The organism is Pseudomonas sp. zfem001, from assembly GCF_032621725.1.
GTDB lineage: Bacteria > Pseudomonadota > Gammaproteobacteria > Pseudomonadales > Pseudomonadaceae > Aquipseudomonas > Aquipseudomonas sediminis.
Genome location: NZ_JAVYJI010000002.1, coordinates 315,319 through 331,937 on the forward strand (window position 1 = coordinate 315,319; position 16,619 = coordinate 331,937).

Below are 16,619 nucleotides of genomic sequence, written 5' to 3' on the forward strand. Positions count from 1 at the left end.
TCTCTACTGGCTGGTGCGCACCATATCCACATGCGGTATGCCGGCGTCGAGGTACTCGTCGCTGACAATCCTGAAGCCTAGCCTTTCATAGAACGGTGTCGCGTGCACCTGAGCGGTGAGCATTTGCTGATGCAGGCCGCGTTTTTCCGCTTCGGCGATCACCGCCTGCATCAGTTTCTCGCCGACCTTGAGGCCGCGCCAATCCTTGAGCACCGACACGCGACCGATATGGCCGTCGGGCAGCAGACGTGCGGTGCCAACCGGGTAATCGCCTTCCTCGGCGAGAAAATGCACGGCGTCGGTATCTTCGGCGTCCCACTCCAGTTCCGGCGGCACCGATTGCTCGGCGACGAAAACGCTGTCGCGGATACGACGAAGCTCGGCATTGTCCCTATGCCAGTCCGCGACACGGACAGTGATCTCACTCATCGGCAAATCCCAGGCTGCCTTGTTTGACCAGTTCCCACAGCAGAGTACGCCCCTCGTCGTCGGCCAGCCAGGCGCCGAGGTTTTCCACATGTAACGCATCGGCGCTGCAGATCAGCTTCAGCAGCTCACGCAGGCGGGCCGAAACCAGGCGGCTCTGGCCGCTGGCGAACAGCACCAGGTCTTCACCGACTTCCGACCAGGCCATGCGCGCGCTGGGGTTGCGGATCAGGATCGCGCCATCTTCCATGGCGCCGAGGAAGTCTTCCTCCTCGATCTCGATACCGGCAACCAGCTCGGGGTACTTGGGCTCGGTCATGAACTGGCCGAACCAGGTCATCAGCAGGCGTTCGTCACTCATGTGCTCGTTGAGCAGCGCCTTGAGGCGCTCCAGGGCGTTGCGCTGGATCTGGTTGGGATCCTCGCTCGGCTGGATGTCGGCATCGCTGTAACGCTCTTCGTCGGGCAGGAACTGGCCGAGGAAATCAGTGAAATGGGTCAGTACTTCAGCGGCGCTCGGCGCGCGGAAGCCCACGGAATAGGTCATGCAATCATCCTCAGCGGTGCCACAGTGGGCGAGGCGTGGCGGCAGGTAGAGCATGTCGCCGGGTGCCAGCACCCATTCATCGGTTGGTTCGAATTGCGCCAGGATCTTCAGATCGGCGTGGGTGAGCAGCGGGCTGTCGGAATCGCACATCTGGCCAACTTGCCAGCGGCGATGACCGTGAGCCTGCAGCAGGAATACGTCGTAGTTGTCGAAATGCGGGCCGACGCCGCCGCCGGGAGCAGCGAAGCTGATCATCAGATCGTCGATGCGCCACTTGGGCAGGAACTTGAAGTCTTCCAGCAGCTCGGCCACTTCCGGCACGAACTGGTCGACGGCCTGCACCAGCAGGGTCCAGTCGCGCTCGGGCAGATCCTGGAAGGTGTCTTCGTTGAACGGGCCGCGCTGCAGCTCCCATGGGCGTTCGCCGTGCTCGATCACCAGGCGCGATTCGACTTCCTCTTCCAGCGCCAGGCCGGCCAGTTCGTCGGGGCTGATCGGGCTTTCGAAGTCCGGGATCGCCTGGCGCACCAGCAGCGGCTTCTTCTGCCAGTAGTCACGCAGGAATTCACGGGCTGTGAGGCCACCCAGCAATTGCAGCGGAGTATCAGGATTCATCAGTAAGCCCTTGAAATAGATAAAAACCTTAAAACAAAAACGCCCGGCTCAGCCGGGCGTCCTCGAGGCTGATCGCGCTTAGATCCGCTTGGCCTGGGCCACGGCGTTACCGATGTAGCGCGCCGGAGTCAGTTGCTTGAGCTCTTCCTTGGCGGCGGTCGGCATGTCCAGGCCGTCGATGAAGGCCAGCAGTGCCTCGGGGCTGATGCCCTTGCCGCGGGTCAGCTCCTTGAGCTTCTCGTACGGGTTCTCGATGGCGTAGCGACGCATGACGGTCTGGATCGGCTCGGCGAGCACTTCCCAGCACGCGTCCAGATCTTCAGCGATTTTCTGAGCATTGAGCTCCAACTTGCTGATTCCCTTGAGGCTGGCTTCGTAAGCGATGACGCTGTGAGCGAAGCCGACACCCAGGTTACGCAGCACGGTGGAGTCGGTCAGGTCACGCTGCCAGCGGGAGATCGGCAGCTTGCTGGCGAGGTGCTGGAAGATCGCGTTGGCGATGCCCAGGTTGCCTTCGGAGTTTTCGAAGTCGATCGGGTTGACCTTGTGCGGCATGGTCGAGGAGCCGATCTCGCCAGCCACGGTCTTCTGCTTGAAGTAACCCAGGGAGATGTAGCCCCAGACGTCGCGGTCGAAGTCGATCAGGATGGTGTTGAAGCGAGCGATGGCGTCGAACAGCTCGGCGATGTAGTCGTGCGGCTCGATCTGGGTGGTGTAGGGGTTCCAGGTCAGGCCCAGGTCACCTTCGATGAATTGGCGGGCGTTGGCTTCCCAGTCGATGCTCGGGTAGGCCGACAGGTGGGCGTTGTAGTTGCCCACGGCGCCGTTGATCTTGCCCAGCAGCGGCACGGCCGCGACCTGAGCGATCTGGCGCTCCAGACGGTGGACGACGTTGGCCAGTTCCTTGCCCAGGGTGGTCGGCGAGGCCGGCTGGCCGTGGGTGCGCGAGAGCATCGGCACGTCAGCGAACTTCACTGCCAGCTCGCGAATGGCGCCTGCCAGTTGCTTCATCAGCGGCAGCAGCACGCTGTCACGGCCTTCACGCAGCATCAGGGCGTGGGACAGGTTGTTGATGTCCTCGCTGGTGCAGGCGAAGTGGATGAACTCGCTGACCTTGTCCAGCTCCGGCAGCTTGGCAGCTTGTTCCTTGAGCAGGTATTCCACGGCCTTGACGTCGTGGTTGGTGGTGCGCTCGATTTCCTTGACGCGCTCGGCGTGCTCGACGGCGAAGTTTTCGGCCAGCTCGTTGAGCAGGGCGTTGGCTTCGGCGGAGAAGGGCGCGACTTCCGGGATGCCTTCGTGGGCAGCCAGGCGCTGCAGCCAGCGCACTTCGACCAGTACACGGCTACGGATCAGACCGTATTCGCTGAAGATAGGGCGCAGGGCGCTGGTTTTGCCGGCGTAGCGGCCGTCGACGGGGGAAACCGCGGTGAGCGAGGAAAGCTGCATGTAGGCGTTCTCGAGCTGTCGGGCTGAAAAGCCATCCGGGGTCGCTGCGCGTCGTGCCTGCTTAAGTGAAGCGGGCGCTAGCTCAGGTGCCTGGACGACCTCTGGCGAAAAGGGCGCATATCATACATGAAAACCGGCGCGTGACCGCCTATGTCCTGCGTCGTGCGACCGATAACAGACTGGCGGCAAAGATCAGCGCTGCGCCGAGCAGTGACAGGGTGTCTGGCGTCTCGCCCCAGAGCAGCCAGGCGATGATGCCGGCGAAGACGATTGCCAGGTAGGCGACCGGCCCAATCAGCCCCGGCGGAGCGAGGCCGTAGGCGCGCGACATGATCACCTGGCTGGCGGTGGCTAGCAGGCCGATGCCCAGCAGCCAGCTCAGTTGGGTGGTATCCAGTGGCTGCCAGCTCCAGGTCAGTGGGATGGCGGAGAACAGCGCGCTGAACAGCGAAAAATAGAAGACGATGCGCGTGGCCGGTTCGCTGTCGCTCATTTCACGGATGGAGACGAAGGCGAAGGCCGCCAGCAGGCTGGCGGCCAGGCCAAACAGGGCGGGCCCCTCGAACAGGGCGGTGCTGGGCTTGGCCACCAGCAGTACACCGCACAAGCCGATCAGGCTGCTGACCAGCATGCGTCGGGTCAGCGGCTCCTTCAGCCAGATGTGTGCGATCAGCGGGGTGAACACCGGCGCCGAGTAGGTGAACAGCATGGCGTCGGCCAATGGCAGGTGGGCGATGGCGTAGAAGAAGCAGTACATCGCCGCCAGGCCGTAGGTGGTGCGCCACAGATGGGATTTCAGGCGTGTCGTGCGTAGCGGGCGAACGCCGCGCACCAGCAGCAGGGGCAGGAAGAACAACACGCCGACCAGGTTGCGAAAGAACACCACCGACTCGTTGTTGACGCTGCTGGATATCTCGCGGATGCCGACGCCGGTAAAAGCGAACAGCAGCGCCGAGAGCGCCAGCAGCAGGGCACCCTGTAGGGGTTTTACGCTGCGGCTGGCGGGTTCCATGGTCAGTTTCGCGTCAGTTCGTAGAGTTCTTTGAGCAGTTTGCTGCGGCTGAACACCAACTGCCAACGGTGGCCGCCGAGCTGGCGCCACAGGCGCGCCGAGCGAATGCCGGCGAGCAGCAGGGCGCGGATTTTCGCCGCGTTGTTCGGCTGCTGCAGGAAGCGCATGTCGCCATGCACCTGAATACGCTGACGGAAGGTGCTGATGGTGTCCTGATACAAGCCGCCGCACGCAGCGATGACGTTGTCATGGACCAGGCCGAAATGCTCGACCTGTTGCTGGATCTGGTCGAGGCGACTGCCCATCACCTGCAGCATGTCGTCGCGCTTGTCCAGTTGGCGCTCCAGGCCGACCATCGCCAGTGCATAGCGCAGCGGCTCACGCTGCAGGGCGGATGGATTGCGCTCCAGCGAGCTGATCAGTGCGCGATAACCGTCGCGCAGGTTGAGGTCGTCACCGCCGTAGACGTCCAGCGTGCTTTTCGGGTCGCGTACCAGCAGGCTGCCGAGCATGCAGCCCATCGAGGCTTCGCTGACCTGGCCGGTGCGGGCGATCTTGTCGGCCAGCACTGCTGCCTCGAATACGGCGCCGAGGGCGACCAGTTGCTCCTGCAGCGGACTCATTGGGCGTCCTCGTACCAGGCTTCTGCGGTTTCGATCACGCCACCACCCAAGCACACCTCGCCGTCATAGAACACCACGGACTGACCCGGAGTGACGGCGCGCTGCGGCTCGTCGAACACGGCGCGATAGCCGGTCTCGGTCTTCTCCAGAGTGCAGCGCTGGTCGTTCTGGCGGTAGCGCACCTTGGCGGTCAGGTGGCGTGGAGCGCTCAGGTCCACTGGGTTGACCCAGTAGATATCGGAGGCGAGCAGGGCGCGGGAGAACAGCCAGGGGTGTTCGTTGCCCTGGCCAACGATAAGTACGTTACGCGTCAGGTCCTTGCGCAGCACGTACCAGGGATCATCGCTGGCGTCCTTGAGACCGCCGATGCCAAGCCCCTGGCGCTGGCCGATTGTGTGGTACATCAGACCGTGATGGCGGCCGATGACCTGGCCCTCGGTGGTCTCGATGTCGCCTGGCTGAGCCGGCAGGTACTGTTTGAGAAAGTCACTGAAGCGGCGCTCACCGATAAAGCAGATGCCGGTAGAGTCCTTCTTCTTCGCCGTGGCCAGCTCGTATTTCTCGGCAATAGCGCGTACCTGCGGCTTTTCCAGCTCGCCAACCGGGAACAGGGTCTTGGCGATCTGCTCGCCGCCGACGGCGTGCAGGAAATAGCTCTGGTCCTTGTTCGGGTCCAGGCCCTTGAGCAACTCGGTACGGCCATCGACGTCACGGCGGCGTACGTAGTGACCGGTGGCGATCAGGTCGGCACCGAGCGACAGGGCATAGTCGAGGAAGGCTTTGAACTTGATTTCGCGGTTGCACAGGATGTCTGGGTTCGGCGTACGGCCGGCCTTGTATTCGGCGAGGAAGTGCTCGAACACGTTGTCCCAGTACTCGGCGGCGAAGTTGGCAGTGTGCAGCTTGATGCCGATGCGGTCGCATACGGCCTGGGCGTCGGCCAGGTCGTCCATGGCGGTGCAGTATTCGGTGCCGTCGTCTTCGTCCCAGTTCTTCATGAACAGGCCTTCGACCTGGTAACCCTGTTCCATCAGCAGCAGGGCGGAAACGGACGAATCGACGCCGCCGGACATGCCGACGATCACGCGTTGGGTGCTAGGTGCTTGCATGGGAGTCTGCGAGTGAAGCCTGAAAAGCTGCCGAGTCTACCAGAAAGCCCGCGCCCGTTCAGTGCGCAGGCAAGGTGGCGGGCGAGGTTATCGCGCCAGCCCCAGGTGTGTGAGGCTGCGGCGAAAGGCTGGGTCATCCAGGTAGGCGACATTGAGCCGCGTCCAGGCCACCGGCATCTGTCGGTCGACCGCGAAGATCGAGCCTGGAGCAAGCATCACGCCCTGGCTCAGGCACTGGCGGGTGAGGGTGTTGGCATCATCGGCTCCGGGAAAGCGAGCCCACAGATAGAGGCTCTGTTCGGGTCGACAGAACACCTCGGCACCCAGCCCATCGAGTACTTCCAGGCTGCGTTGCGTGGCGGCGCGCAAGCGCTCCTGAAGGCGCGACAGGTGACGCAGGAAGTGCCCTTCGGCGAGGATCACATCGATGGTGCGCTCACTGTACTCGGCGCCGCTGTTGTGCAGCAGCATCTTCAGGTCGGCCAGTTCCTCGATGCGTTTTTTGCTGCCGGCAATGAAACCGACGCGCAATGCGGCGGAAATCGATTTGGAGAAACTGCCCAGGTACAGAGTGCGCTCGGACTGGTCCAAAGCCGTCAGCTTTATCGCCGAGCTGGGCTTGAAGTCAGCCATGGCGTCGTTTTCTACCAGCAACAGGTCATGCGCTTCTGCAAGCTGCAGGAGCTGGTGTGCCTTGGCCGGAGACAGGTCGGAGCCGGTTGGGTTGTGGCCCACGGACTGAAGAAAGAACAGCTTGGGGCGGTGCTTCTTCAGCAGGCTTTCCAGTGTGTTCAGGTCCGGGCCATCGGTCTCTCGCGCAATGCCGAGCATGCGCGCTCCTTGCAGTTGTAGCTTGCCGAACAGCGGGTAGTAGCCAGGGTCCTCGACCAGCACCGTGTCACCAGGGGCCACGTAGCGTCGGATGATCAGGTCCATTGCATGGTTGGCGCCCAGGGTGGTGACCAGTTGCCGTGGTGACACGGCAATCTGGTAGTCCGCGAGCTTCTGCACCAGGCGCTGGCGCAAATCGGGATTGCCCAGCCGTGTCCCGTAGCGAAACAGAGTCGACACGCCGCCGCGCACCACTTGCCGGTGGAATTTGTCCAGGCGCATGTCCATCAGCCATTCAATCGGTGGAAACCCTTCGCCCAGGTGTGAGTGGCCAGGGTCGCGCACGAACTGCTGGCGCATCATCCAGATGGTATCCAGCGCTCGAGTGTAAGGCTGTGGCTCGTCCTCCTCCTTGCGTGCTTTGAGGTTCTTGCAGACGAAGAACCCCTTGCCATGCCGAGCCTCCACCAGCCCCTGTGATGCCAGGTGTTCGTAAGCAGTGATTACGGTGTTCTTGGCGTACCCGTGCAGGCGCATGTACTCGCGCAACGAGGGCAGTTTGTTGCCCTCTTGCAGGGCGCCTTCGGCTATCTGCCTGGCAATGGCGTCGGCCACTTTTTGTGCAAGGGTTTGTTTGGGCATGGTGAAAAGGTCGTGGGTACAAGGACGAAGTGTCTGGGCAAACTGTACCTTTTTTCATGGATACAGTGCGGATAGTGTTCTGCAACCAAGAACAAACGACTCCAAGAGAGCCCCCGATGTCCATCGACTCCCGCCTGCCCAATTTCCGCAATCTGTCACCCTCGAAACGACTCGACTACGTTCAGCAACTGGTCGGTCTGTCTGCCGAGGAATCGGCCCTACTACGCGATGCCGGTGCACTGCCGATAGAAATCGCCGACGGCATGATCGAGAACGTGATCGGCACGTTCGAGTTGCCCTACGCGCTGGCGAGCAACTTTTGCATCAATGGTAGGGACGTAGTGATTCCACTGGTGGTGGAAGAGCCATCGGTGGTTGCTGCGGCTTCGTTCATGGCCAAGCTGGCGCGTCCGACAGGTGGTTTCCAGACTTCCAGTAGCGCGCCACTGATGCGTGCTCAGGTGCAGATCATTGGCGTCAGCGACCCCTACAATGCGCGGCTAAGCCTGCTGCGCAGCAAGGACGAGATCATCGCCCTGGCCAACAGCAAGGATCAGTTGCTGAATAGCCTGGGTGGGGGCTGTCGCGATATCGAGGTGCACACCTTCATCGATAGCCCGCGCGGGCCGATGCTGGTGGCTCACCTGATCGTCGATGTGCGCGATGCCATGGGCGCCAATACGGTCAATACCATGGCAGAGGCGGTGGCGCCGCTGATGGAGCAGCTCACCGGAGGCAAGGTGCGTTTGCGCATTCTCTCCAACCTCGCCGATCTGCGTCTGGCCCGCGCCCAGGTGCGTATCGCGCCGGAGCAGCTGGATACGCCGGAGTACAAAGGCACCGAGGTCATCGAAGGGGTGATCGATGCCTATACCTTTGCTGCGATCGATCCCTACCGAGCCGCGACCCACAATAAGGGCATCATGAATGGCATCGATCCATTGGTAGTGGCTACCGGTAACGACTGGCGAGCGGTGGAGGCCGGTGCTCACGCCTATGCCTGCCGCAATGGTCACTACGGCTCCCTTACCACCTGGGAGAAGGACAGCCAAGGTCACCTGGTCGGCACTATTGAAATGCCCATGCCGCTGGGGCTGGTGGGCGGCGCCACCAAGACTCATCCCCTGGCGCAGTTGTCGCTGCGCATTCTGGGCGTCAAGAGCGCCCAGGAGCTCGGCGAAATTGCAGTCGCCGTGGGGCTGGCGCAGAACCTCGGGGCTCTGCGTGCTCTGGCCACCGAAGGTATTCAGCGCGGTCACATGGCTTTGCATGCGCGCAATGTCGCGCTGTCGGCCGGTGCTCGTGGTGATGAGGTGGACTGGCTGGTCAAGCGGATGGTCGAGGCGCGAGATGTGCGCGCGGATCGCGCGGAGGTTCTGCTGCGCGAGAAGCGTGAGCAATGACCATGGATGCGGTAAGGCTGTTAGAGGTCGGCGCACGCGACGGCCTGCAGAACGAGGCCCTGACGCTGCCGGTGGATGTGCGCGTGGAACTGATCGAGCGTCTGGTTGCCGCCGGTTTGCGAACCCTGGAGGCCGGGGCGTTCGTCTCGCCACGCTGGGTTCCGCAGATGGCCGACTCTGATGAGGTGTTGCGACGGCTTCGGCAGCAACCGGGAGTGACCTATACGGCACTGGTGCCCAATCTCCAGGGGCTCGATGCTGCGCTAGCGGTTGGCTGCAGAGAGGTCGCGGTTTTTGCGTCTGCATCCGAGCCGTTCTCGCAACGCAATATCAACTGCTCCATCGATGAAAGCCTGCAGCGCTTCCAGCCCGTGCTTGGCAAGGCAGCGGAACAGGGCGTGGCCGTACGCGGTTACGTGTCCTGCGTGCTGGGTTGTCCGTTCAGCGGTGAAGTGCCGGTGGCTGACGTGGTTCGAGTCGCCCGTGAACTGTATGCCATGGGCTGCTACGAGATCAGTCTGGGTGACACCATTGGCAGAGGTACGCCGGGGCGAGCCAGGCAGCTCATTGAGGCCTGCGCCAGCGAGGTGCCGATCGCAGCCTTGGCTGGGCACTTCCACGATACCTATGGCATGGCAGTGGCCAATGTTCAGGCCGCCCTGGAGGCCGGCGTGCGAGTGTTCGACAGCTCTATCTCCGGACTGGGCGGTTGCCCGTATTCGCCAGGTGCCACTGGCAACGTGGCAACCGAGGAGCTGGTCTATCTGTTCCACGAGCAGGGGCTGGCGACCGGTGTTGATCTTCCTGCGTTGCTTGAGGCGGGCGCCTTTATCGAGGCCGCTTTGGGCAAGGCATCGGCATCCAGAGTGGCCACCGCTCTGCGCAGCAAAGCAGGTAGCCAGCAATAACAGCAGCAAGGGCTGGCAGATGACATGAGTGTCGATGCCAGCCTTCCGATAACCCATGAATGACGGTCTCGCGACCGCCCAAGCAACAGCTTCCTCAATAACAACAAGAGCCCGCAAGGGCGAGGGACACCATGACTCAAGAACTTGCCAGACCGGCCACAACGCCGGCCGAGGTCACGCGCGACACCAACAACCTCTATGAAGTGTGGGGCGACACCGTGGATTCCAGACATCTGGTGCTGGCCATCCTGGTTAGCTCTGTCGTCAGTCTCGGTACCTATGCGCTGGCTTTATGGATTCTTGCCGGCATCCTGGATTCGGCGCAGATGGCCAAGGCCTACGCCATGCTATTCGGAATTCTGGGTTGCCTGGCTGGCGGTACGATCAGTGCTCTTTTGTTCAAGCCCAAGCGCGATGTGATCGAGCATGCTGCGGACCCGGCGTTTCGTGAGCAGGTGGTCAACGATCTGCTCAAGGAGTACGGCAGCCTCGGTCGCCTTGAGGAAACTTCGCCCGAGGTAATTGCCGAGCTGCGCGATCTGGGGCTCTACGAGCTATTTCGTGATGCCGAGCTCCTTGAGCAGACTGCGCCGCCAGCGGCTGACGCTGGGGTAGATGCGTCCCTGCAGCCAAGCGGAGGGCGTTCGTAATGGAAGGGTTGCTCTACGAAATTCTGATGGCGCTGGCGCTTGGGTTGTTCGGTGCGGTGCTGTTCTCTGCGATTGGCCTGGTTTCAGGAACCGATGAAACCACGACCCTGGCGCCTTTGACCATGTTGGTGGTGATGCTGGGTGCGCCGCCAGCCGGCATTCTTACCTTCTTTCTGGCTAGCGCGGTGGCCAAGCATATGACCCACGCCGTTCCTACCGCGCTGCTGGGAATTCCCGGTGACACCATGGCGACGGCGCTGATCGGCGACGCCAACTACTTGCGCCGACTCGGCGTGCCCCACGTGGCGTTGCGCAAGATGATCACCGGTGGCGCGATGGCCGCGCTGATCGCAGTGCCGTTATCGGTACTGTTCGCGGTGTTGCTGGCGCCGTTCGGCGATGTGATCAAGCAATTCGCGCCCTGGGTTTTTCTCTGCGCTGCCTTTGCCATCGCTTACTTCTCGGCGGGTCGTTGGGCTTCGGTACTGGCGCTGTTGCCGTTCGTGCTGGTCATCGTGGCCTTGCAGACGCTGACAGCTCAGTACGACGTCAAGCTCGCCGTCAGCTATTTCCTCGGCATTGCCGTCGCGCCGCTGATCGCCTCGCTGTTCTCGCTGCTGGCGCCAGTCGAGCGCGAGAAGATGCGTCGCGATGGCTTTCGCGTCTTTTCCCTGGCTCCGGACATGAAGGGCTGGAAAGGCTACTTTCCTAATCCGTTGCGGGTGATCGACAAGCGCCAGCGTCGCATGACCGCGATGGCTGCCAGTGTCACCAGCGCTACCTTCGTCTTCAGCCCCGTGGCCATGACGGTGATCATGGGTGAGGTGATTGGTGCCCGTATCAAGCAGGCATACGAGCGGCTGACCACGGTGATCACCGCACGTAATGGTGTCACCGAGTCGACCTACATCGCAGAAGCGCTGATCCCCCTGATCGCCTTCGGCCTGCCGCTCAGCCCAGTCGCCGCCGGGCCAGCTGCGCCGCTGTTCAATGCGCCGCCGCGGTTTACCGTCGACAGTGCAACGGGCGAGGTCAATAACCTGCACAACCTGCTGAACTACTGGGAGTTCTTCGGCTACGGCATGTTGGCGGTGGTTGTCGCCATCCTGATTGCCTATCCCTTCTCCATGAGCTTCGCTCATCGGGCTGCGTCCTTCGTGTTTCGCAAGATCAGTCACGAAGCGGTCATTTCCACTTTCATCGGCCTGGCACTGGTCGTGGGGATCTGGGAGGGCGGCCTGCTCGGGGTGCTGGTGGTCGTCACCATCGGCTTGCTCGGTGGCCTCCTCGGGCGCTTCTTGGGGTTCAACATCGGCGTGCAGTTCATGGGGTACTACACGGCGGTGTTGAGCGTACCGGCCATGCTGGCGTTGTTGAGGTAGGGGGGTAACCTCGGGTTCAGCGGTGCCTCTGGCGTTAGCGCAGCAACTCCAGCGGTCCGCTGATGCCAGCCAGGTAGTCATCCACGCATTGCAACACCAGCTCGCTGCGCCAGCGCTCGGGCTGGTCGGCCAACTCGTCACGCGTCAGCCAGATGATGCCGCTGATGTCGGCGTCCAGCTCGCGCTCCGGGTCATGTCGCACGGGACGGGCAATGAAGCAGACGCGCTGATAGGTCACGCCATTGCTCGGCGCGGTATAGAGATAGATGCCGAGCAAGGCGGTGAGCTCCACCTCCCAGCCGGTTTCTTCGAGCGTCTCGCGCAGTGCGGCTTCGCATAGTGATTCGTCGGCCTCCAGGTGCCCGGCGGGTTGGTTGAGCACCATGCGGTCGGCCTTGAACTCTTCGACGAAGAGGAAGCGGCCATCATTCTCGATGACCGTTGCCACGGTGATATGGGGTTGCCAGTCCATTTTCGCTCTCTCAGGAATTATTTGCTGGATGAAGTTCTTGTAGGAGCGAGCTCTGCTCGCGAAGCCGCTTTTTGCGAGCAGAGCTCGCGCCTACAGAGATGTCCGTATCCATAAATAAAGAACCCCGGCACCAGGCCGGGGTTCTTTTTGCACTCAAACCTTATCAGGCATTCAGTGCAGCCAGAGCGGCGTTGAAGGTAGCGCTCGGGCGCATCACCTTGCTGGTCAGCTCGGGGTTGGAGCGGTAGTAACCACCGATTTCGGCCGGCTTGCCTTGTACGGCCGCCAGTTCGCCAACGATGGTTGCTTCCTGCTCGGTCAGTTGCTTGGCCAGCGGGGCAAAGCGGGCTTTCAGCTCGGCGTTGTCATTCTGCTCGGCCAGGGCTTGAGCCCAGTACAGCGCCAGGTAGAAGTGGCTGCCACGGTTGTCGATCTCGCCGACCTTACGCGCTGGGGACTTGTTGTTGTCCAGCAGCTTGCCGGTGGCCTGATCCAGGGTCTTGCCCAGTACCTTGGCCTTGGCGTTGTCGGTCTTGATGCCGGTTTCTTCCAGCGACACGGCCAGGGCCAGGAACTCACCCAGGGAATCCCAGCGCAGGTAGTTCTCTTCGACCAACTGCTGTACGTGCTTGGGTGCCGAGCCGCCGGCACCGGTTTCGTACATGCCGCCGCCAGCCATCAGCGGAACGATGGACAGCATCTTGGCCGAGGTGCCCAGTTCCATGATCGGGAACAGGTCGGTCAGGTAGTCGCGCAGCACGTTGCCGGTCACCGAGATGGTGTCCTGGCCGCGGATCATGCGCTCCATCGAGACGCGGATGGCTTCGTTGTAGCCCATCATGCGGATGTCCAGGCCGGTCAGGTCGTAATCCTTGAGGTACAGCTCGACCTTCTTCTGCAGTTCGCGGTCGTGGGCGCGCTCCGGGTCCAGCCAGAAGATGGCCGGGGTGTCGGACTGGCGGGCGCGGGTAACGGCCAGCTTGACCCAGTCGCGGATCGGCGCGTCTTTGGTCTGGCAGGCGCGCCAGATGTCGCCGGCTTCGACCTGGTGCTGCATCAGCACGGTGCCGTCAGCTGCCACGACGCGCATGGTGCCGTCGGCGGTCATTTCGAAGGTCTTGTCGTGAGAGCCGTACTCTTCGGCTTTCTGCGCCATTAGGCCGACGTTTGGCACGGTGCCCATGGTGGTCGGGTCGAACGCACCGTTGGTTTTGCAGAAGTTGATCATTTCCTGATAGATGCGAGCGTAGGTGCTCTCAGGCATGACGGCCTTGGTGTCTTTCTGCTTGCCGTCCTTGCCCCACATCTGACCGGAGTTGCGGATCATGGCCGGCATTGAGGCGTCGACGATGACGTCGCTCGGGATGTGCAGGTTGGTAATGCCTTTGACCGAGTCGACCATGGCCATTTCCGGGCGATGGGCATAAACCTCGTGGATGTCATGCAGGATTTCTTCCTGCTGGGAGGCCGGCAGCGACTTGATTTTGTCGTAGACGCTGCTGATGCCGTTGTTCGGGTTGACGCCCAGTTCCTTGAACAGGTCGCCGTACTTGTCGAACACGTCCTTGTAGTAAACGCTGACGGCGTGGCCGAAAACGATCGGGTGGGAGACCTTCATCATGGTCGCCTTGACGTGTAGGGACCACATCACGCCGGTGTTCTTGCAGTCTTGCAGGGTCTTCTCGAAGAAATCACGCAGCTTGCGGCAGCTCATGAACATGCTGTCGAACACTTCGCCTTCTTGCAGGGCGAGCTGTTTCTTCACTTCGACCTTGCCGTCCTTGCCAACGAATTCGATGCGCACGTCACCGGCCTTGGCCATGGTGATCGACTGCTCGCTGGAGAAGAAGTCGCCGCCGCGCATGTAGTCGGCGTGGGACTGCGAAGCCATGCTCCACTTGCCCATGCTGTGCGGGTGTTTACGTGCGTAGGCTTTTACCGCAGCCGGAGCGCGGCGGTCGGAGTTGCCTTCGCGCAGAACCGGGTTCACGGCGCTGCCCAGGATCTTGGCGTAGCGGGCGCGAACTTCCTTGTCTTCTTCGCTTTGCGGATCTTCCGGGAAATCGGGAATGCCGTAGCCCTGAGCCTGCAGCTCGGCGATGGCGGCCTTGAGCTGAGGTACGGAGGCGCTGATGTTCGGCAGCTTGATGATGTTGGCATCGGCCTGCAGGGTCAGTTCGGCCAGTTTGGCCAGGTCGTCATCGATGCGTTTGTCGGCGTCCAGGCGGTCGGCAAAGCTTGCCAGGATCCGTCCAGCAAGAGAGATGTCGCGGGTTTCAACGGAGATGTCAGCCGATGCGGCAAAGGCTTCTACAATGGGCAGAAGCGAATAGGTAGCAAGGGCCGGAGCTTCGTCGGTGAAGGTGTAGATGATCTTCGAAGGGGTGGACATTTAGGGTTAACTCTCTTCTTTGCTGAGCGCGCATAGAAACTCGACCTGCGCCGGTAGGCACTTGAGCCCCATGGTGGCGGGGCCGGGTCGAGGACTCGCCGCGGTGATGTTGGATGCACCCGTAGAGTGTCGAGCAGTTCGAGCCGGCAGACAGTGGTTGCCGTTTACCGGTTTCAAGAGGTTGCTGCCTGGTTCCAGACAGGTCACCCCTTATGACTCGTTAGTCACCTAAGCAGTATACCACTGCGGCACCTCGCCGCAGAATGCCCAGTTGAATAAGACCTTTGCACATATGTTTCACCGGGCGCTTTGCGCTACTCTCGGGAATGCACACTGTCGGAGCCTTGCGGGCTTGGCCGTTCGTTGCGAGGGAAAGCCCGGGTTGAGGCAGCTTTTTCGAATTTTCGAGAAGAATAGCCAGCTATTTGACGAGAAAAAGCAGAGAAAATGACCAATCCGGCTTTTCCGCAGTAGAACAGTGTCAAGTTCGGCAGGCTCCTAACCACAAGATGGAGTCCAGCATGGGATACCAAAAGATCCAGGTGCCAGCCACCGGTGACAAAATCACCGTTAATGCCGATATGTCGCTGACTGTTCCGAACAACCCGATCATCCCTTTCATCGAGGGTGATGGTATTGGTGTCGATATTTCCCCGGTGATGATCAAGGTCGTCGACGCCGCCGTCGAAAAAGCCTACGGCGGCGCTCGCAAGATCTCCTGGATGGAAGTTTATGCCGGCGAGAAGGCCACTCAGGTTTACGATCAGGACACCTGGCTGCCGAAAGAAACCCTCGAAGCTGTGCGTGATTACGTGGTTTCGATCAAGGGTCCGCTGACCACGCCAGTTGGTGGCGGCATCCGCTCACTGAACGTGGCTTTGCGTCAGGAACTCGATCTTTATGTCTGCCTGCGCCCGGTGCGCTGGTTCGAAGGCGTGCCCAGCCCAGTGAAGAAGCCGGGCGACGTGGATATGGTGATCTTCCGCGAGAACTCCGAGGACATCTACGCCGGCGTCGAATGGAAAGCTGGCAGCCCCGAAGCCGAGAAGGTCATCAAGTTCCTCACCGAGGAAATGGGCGTCAAGAAGATCCGCTTCACCGATATGTGCGGCATCGGCATCAAGCCGGTTTCCGAAGCTGGCACCAAGCGCCTTGTGCGCAAGGCGCTGCAGTACGCCGTGGACAATGATCGCAGTTCGGTAACCCTGGTGCACAAAGGCAACATCATGAAGTTCACCGAAGGCGCCTTCAAAGAGTGGGGTTACGAAATCGCACATGACGAATTCGGTGCCGAGTTGCTCGATGGTGGCCCTTGGATGCAGTTCAAGAACCCGCGTACCGGCAAGAATATCGTGGTCAAGGACGTGATTGCCGACGCCATGCTGCAGCAGATCCTGCTGCGTCCGGCCGAATATGACGTGATCGCCACGCTCAACCTCAATGGCGACTATCTGTCCGACGCCTTGGCGGCCGAAGTCGGTGGCATCGGTATCGCGCCAGGTGCCAACCTGTCCGACTCCGTGGCGATGTTCGAGGCGACTCACGGCACGGCGCCGAAATATGCCGGCCAGGACAAGGTCAACCCAGGCTCGGTCATTCTCTCAGCCGAGATGATGTTGCGTCACATGGGCTGGGCCGAGGCGGCCGATCTGATCATCAAGGGCACCAACGGCGCCATCGCTGCGAAGACCGTGACCTATGACTTCGAACGTCTGATGGAGGGTGCGAAGCTGATGTCGTGCTCCGAGTTCGGCGATGCGATGATCAGCCATATGTAGGCTGATTAAGGTGTGAAAAAAAGGCCGGTCAAATGACCGGCCTTTTCGTGTTCAGCACATCCATGTGCTTCGTATTTAATGAAGCTGTGGGTCAGGATGCTCAGACTTCGGCAGGGCTCGCGATACTGTGCGTCTGGGTGGCTGCCACGGGGGCATCCTGAGTGGCGCTGGCTGCGCTGATATTGACCGCATGCAGTCCTTTGGGGCCTTGCACGATCTCGAAGCGGACCGGCTGACCGGCCTTGAGCGTTTTATAACCGTCCATCTGGATGGCCGAGTAGTGGGCGAACAGGTCCTCATCTCGGCCGTCGGCCAGGATGAATCCATAGCCTTTGGCGTTGTTGAACCACTTGACCTTACCGCTGAGCATGCTGATATCC

General features: G+C 61.3%; 15 protein-coding genes. 5 read left to right on the top strand and 10 right to left on the bottom strand.

The window, feature by feature from the left end:
* Window positions 1-3: 3 nt before the first annotated feature.
* The 7 genes from RTH74_RS09415 to RTH74_RS09445 all read right to left on the bottom strand — a co-directional run bounded on the left by RTH74_RS09415 (window position 4) and on the right by RTH74_RS09445 (window position 7,254).
* Complete coding sequence (locus tag RTH74_RS09415) at window positions 4-429, bottom strand: GNAT family N-acetyltransferase (protein WP_036999437.1); 426 nt, start codon at window positions 427-429, stop codon at window positions 4-6.
* Window positions 422-1,588: a cupin domain-containing protein gene (locus RTH74_RS09420; protein ID WP_316914494.1), complete on the bottom strand. Its 1,167-nt coding sequence runs from the start codon at window positions 1,586-1,588 to the stop codon at window positions 422-424. The genes RTH74_RS09415 and RTH74_RS09420 overlap by 8 nt, the downstream gene beginning before the upstream one ends.
* A 78-nt stretch (window positions 1,589-1,666) precedes the next feature.
* Entirely contained in the window at window positions 1,667-3,037 is a 1,371-nt protein-coding gene (gene purB, locus RTH74_RS09425; RefSeq protein ID WP_072424092.1) for an adenylosuccinate lyase, read from the bottom strand.
* Between the two features lie 148 nt (window positions 3,038-3,185).
* Window positions 3,186-4,049: a DMT family transporter gene (locus tag RTH74_RS09430; RefSeq protein ID WP_179576650.1), complete on the bottom strand. Its 864-nt coding sequence runs from the start codon at window positions 4,047-4,049 to the stop codon at window positions 3,186-3,188.
* Window positions 4,050-4,051: 2 nt separating this feature from the next.
* Window positions 4,052-4,672, bottom strand: a complete 621-nt coding sequence (gene hflD / locus RTH74_RS09435; protein ID WP_316914495.1) for a high frequency lysogenization protein HflD — start codon at window positions 4,670-4,672, stop codon at window positions 4,052-4,054.
* Window positions 4,669-5,781, bottom strand: coding sequence for a tRNA 2-thiouridine(34) synthase MnmA (gene mnmA / locus RTH74_RS09440; RefSeq protein ID WP_316914496.1), 1,113 nt, complete (start codon window positions 5,779-5,781; stop codon window positions 4,669-4,671). The genes hflD and mnmA overlap by 4 nt, the downstream gene beginning before the upstream one ends.
* Before the next feature lie 87 nt (window positions 5,782-5,868).
* A complete protein-coding gene (locus RTH74_RS09445; protein WP_316914497.1) occupies window positions 5,869-7,254 on the bottom strand; it encodes a PLP-dependent aminotransferase family protein in 1,386 nt (461 codons plus the stop codon).
* Between the two features lie 116 nt (window positions 7,255-7,370).
* Here RTH74_RS09445 and RTH74_RS09450 point away from each other — a divergent pair, with 116 nt between their 5' ends.
* The 4 genes from RTH74_RS09450 (at window position 7,371) to RTH74_RS09465 (ending at window position 11,597) form a co-directional block, all read left to right on the top strand.
* Window positions 7,371-8,657 carry a hydroxymethylglutaryl-CoA reductase, degradative gene (locus RTH74_RS09450; RefSeq protein WP_316914498.1) on the top strand — a complete coding sequence of 429 codons (1,287 nt, stop codon included), beginning with the start codon at window positions 7,371-7,373 and terminating at the stop codon, window positions 8,655-8,657.
* Entirely contained in the window at window positions 8,654-9,565 is a 912-nt protein-coding gene (locus tag RTH74_RS09455; protein WP_316914499.1) for a hydroxymethylglutaryl-CoA lyase, read from the top strand. Before RTH74_RS09450 ends, RTH74_RS09455 begins: the two co-directional genes overlap by 4 nt.
* A gap of 131 nt (window positions 9,566-9,696) precedes the next feature.
* Window positions 9,697-10,215 (top strand): hypothetical protein, encoded by a 519-nt coding sequence (locus tag RTH74_RS09460; RefSeq protein WP_316914500.1) that lies wholly within the window; start codon window positions 9,697-9,699, stop codon window positions 10,213-10,215.
* The gene (locus RTH74_RS09465) at window positions 10,215-11,597 is read left to right on the top strand and encodes a tripartite tricarboxylate transporter permease (RefSeq protein WP_316914501.1); all 1,383 of its coding nucleotides are present in this window, start codon (window positions 10,215-10,217) and stop codon (window positions 11,595-11,597) included. The genes RTH74_RS09460 and RTH74_RS09465 overlap by 1 nt, the downstream gene beginning before the upstream one ends.
* A 34-nt stretch (window positions 11,598-11,631) precedes the next feature.
* Here the strand turns inward: RTH74_RS09465 and RTH74_RS09470 are convergent, their stop codons facing one another.
* Both RTH74_RS09470 and RTH74_RS09475 read right to left on the bottom strand, forming a co-directional pair.
* Entirely contained in the window at window positions 11,632-12,069 is a 438-nt protein-coding gene (locus RTH74_RS09470) for an NUDIX hydrolase (RefSeq protein ID WP_316914502.1), read from the bottom strand.
* 163 nt (window positions 12,070-12,232) lie between these two features.
* Complete coding sequence (locus tag RTH74_RS09475) at window positions 12,233-14,461, bottom strand: NADP-dependent isocitrate dehydrogenase (RefSeq protein WP_316914503.1); 2,229 nt, start codon at window positions 14,459-14,461, stop codon at window positions 12,233-12,235.
* A gap of 521 nt (window positions 14,462-14,982) precedes the next feature.
* Here RTH74_RS09475 and icd point away from each other — a divergent pair.
* Window positions 14,983-16,239 (top strand): NADP-dependent isocitrate dehydrogenase, encoded by a 1,257-nt coding sequence (gene icd, locus RTH74_RS09480; protein WP_316914504.1) that lies wholly within the window; start codon window positions 14,983-14,985, stop codon window positions 16,237-16,239.
* 100 nt (window positions 16,240-16,339) lie between these two features.
* Here icd and cspD read toward each other — a convergent pair whose 3' ends face one another.
* Entirely contained in the window at window positions 16,340-16,609 is a 270-nt protein-coding gene (gene cspD / locus RTH74_RS09485; protein WP_316914505.1) for a cold shock domain-containing protein CspD, read from the bottom strand.
* Window positions 16,610-16,619 lie beyond the last annotated feature (10 nt).

Excerpts from the sequence above, each read along its gene's own strand:
- RTH74_RS09415 (WP_036999437.1), bottom strand. The coding sequence starts at position 429 with ATGAGTGAGATCACTGTCCGTGTCGCGGACTGGCATAGGGACAATGCC.
- RTH74_RS09420 (WP_316914494.1), bottom strand. The coding sequence starts at position 1,588 with ATGAATCCTGATACTCCGCTGCAATTGCTGGGTGGCCTCACAGCCCGT.
- purB (WP_072424092.1), bottom strand. The coding sequence starts at position 3,037 with ATGCAGCTTTCCTCGCTCACCGCGGTTTCCCCCGTCGACGGCCGCTAC.
- RTH74_RS09430 (WP_179576650.1), bottom strand. The coding sequence starts at position 4,049 with ATGGAACCCGCCAGCCGCAGCGTAAAACCCCTACAGGGTGCCCTGCTG.
- hflD (WP_316914495.1), bottom strand. The coding sequence starts at position 4,672 with ATGAGTCCGCTGCAGGAGCAACTGGTCGCCCTCGGCGCCGTATTCGAG.
- mnmA (WP_316914496.1), bottom strand. The coding sequence starts at position 5,781 with ATGCAAGCACCTAGCACCCAACGCGTGATCGTCGGCATGTCCGGCGGC.
- RTH74_RS09445 (WP_316914497.1), bottom strand. The coding sequence starts at position 7,254 with ATGCCCAAACAAACCCTTGCACAAAAAGTGGCCGACGCCATTGCCAGG.
- RTH74_RS09450 (WP_316914498.1), top strand. The coding sequence starts at position 7,371 with ATGTCCATCGACTCCCGCCTGCCCAATTTCCGCAATCTGTCACCCTCG.
- RTH74_RS09455 (WP_316914499.1), top strand. The coding sequence starts at position 8,654 with ATGACCATGGATGCGGTAAGGCTGTTAGAGGTCGGCGCACGCGACGGC.
- RTH74_RS09460 (WP_316914500.1), top strand. The coding sequence starts at position 9,697 with ATGACTCAAGAACTTGCCAGACCGGCCACAACGCCGGCCGAGGTCACG.
- RTH74_RS09465 (WP_316914501.1), top strand. The coding sequence starts at position 10,215 with ATGGAAGGGTTGCTCTACGAAATTCTGATGGCGCTGGCGCTTGGGTTG.
- RTH74_RS09470 (WP_316914502.1), bottom strand. The coding sequence starts at position 12,069 with ATGGACTGGCAACCCCATATCACCGTGGCAACGGTCATCGAGAATGAT.
- RTH74_RS09475 (WP_316914503.1), bottom strand. The coding sequence starts at position 14,461 with ATGTCCACCCCTTCGAAGATCATCTACACCTTCACCGACGAAGCTCCG.
- icd (WP_316914504.1), top strand. The coding sequence starts at position 14,983 with ATGGGATACCAAAAGATCCAGGTGCCAGCCACCGGTGACAAAATCACC.
- cspD (WP_316914505.1), bottom strand. The coding sequence starts at position 16,609 with ATGCTCAGCGGTAAGGTCAAGTGGTTCAACAACGCCAAAGGCTATGGA.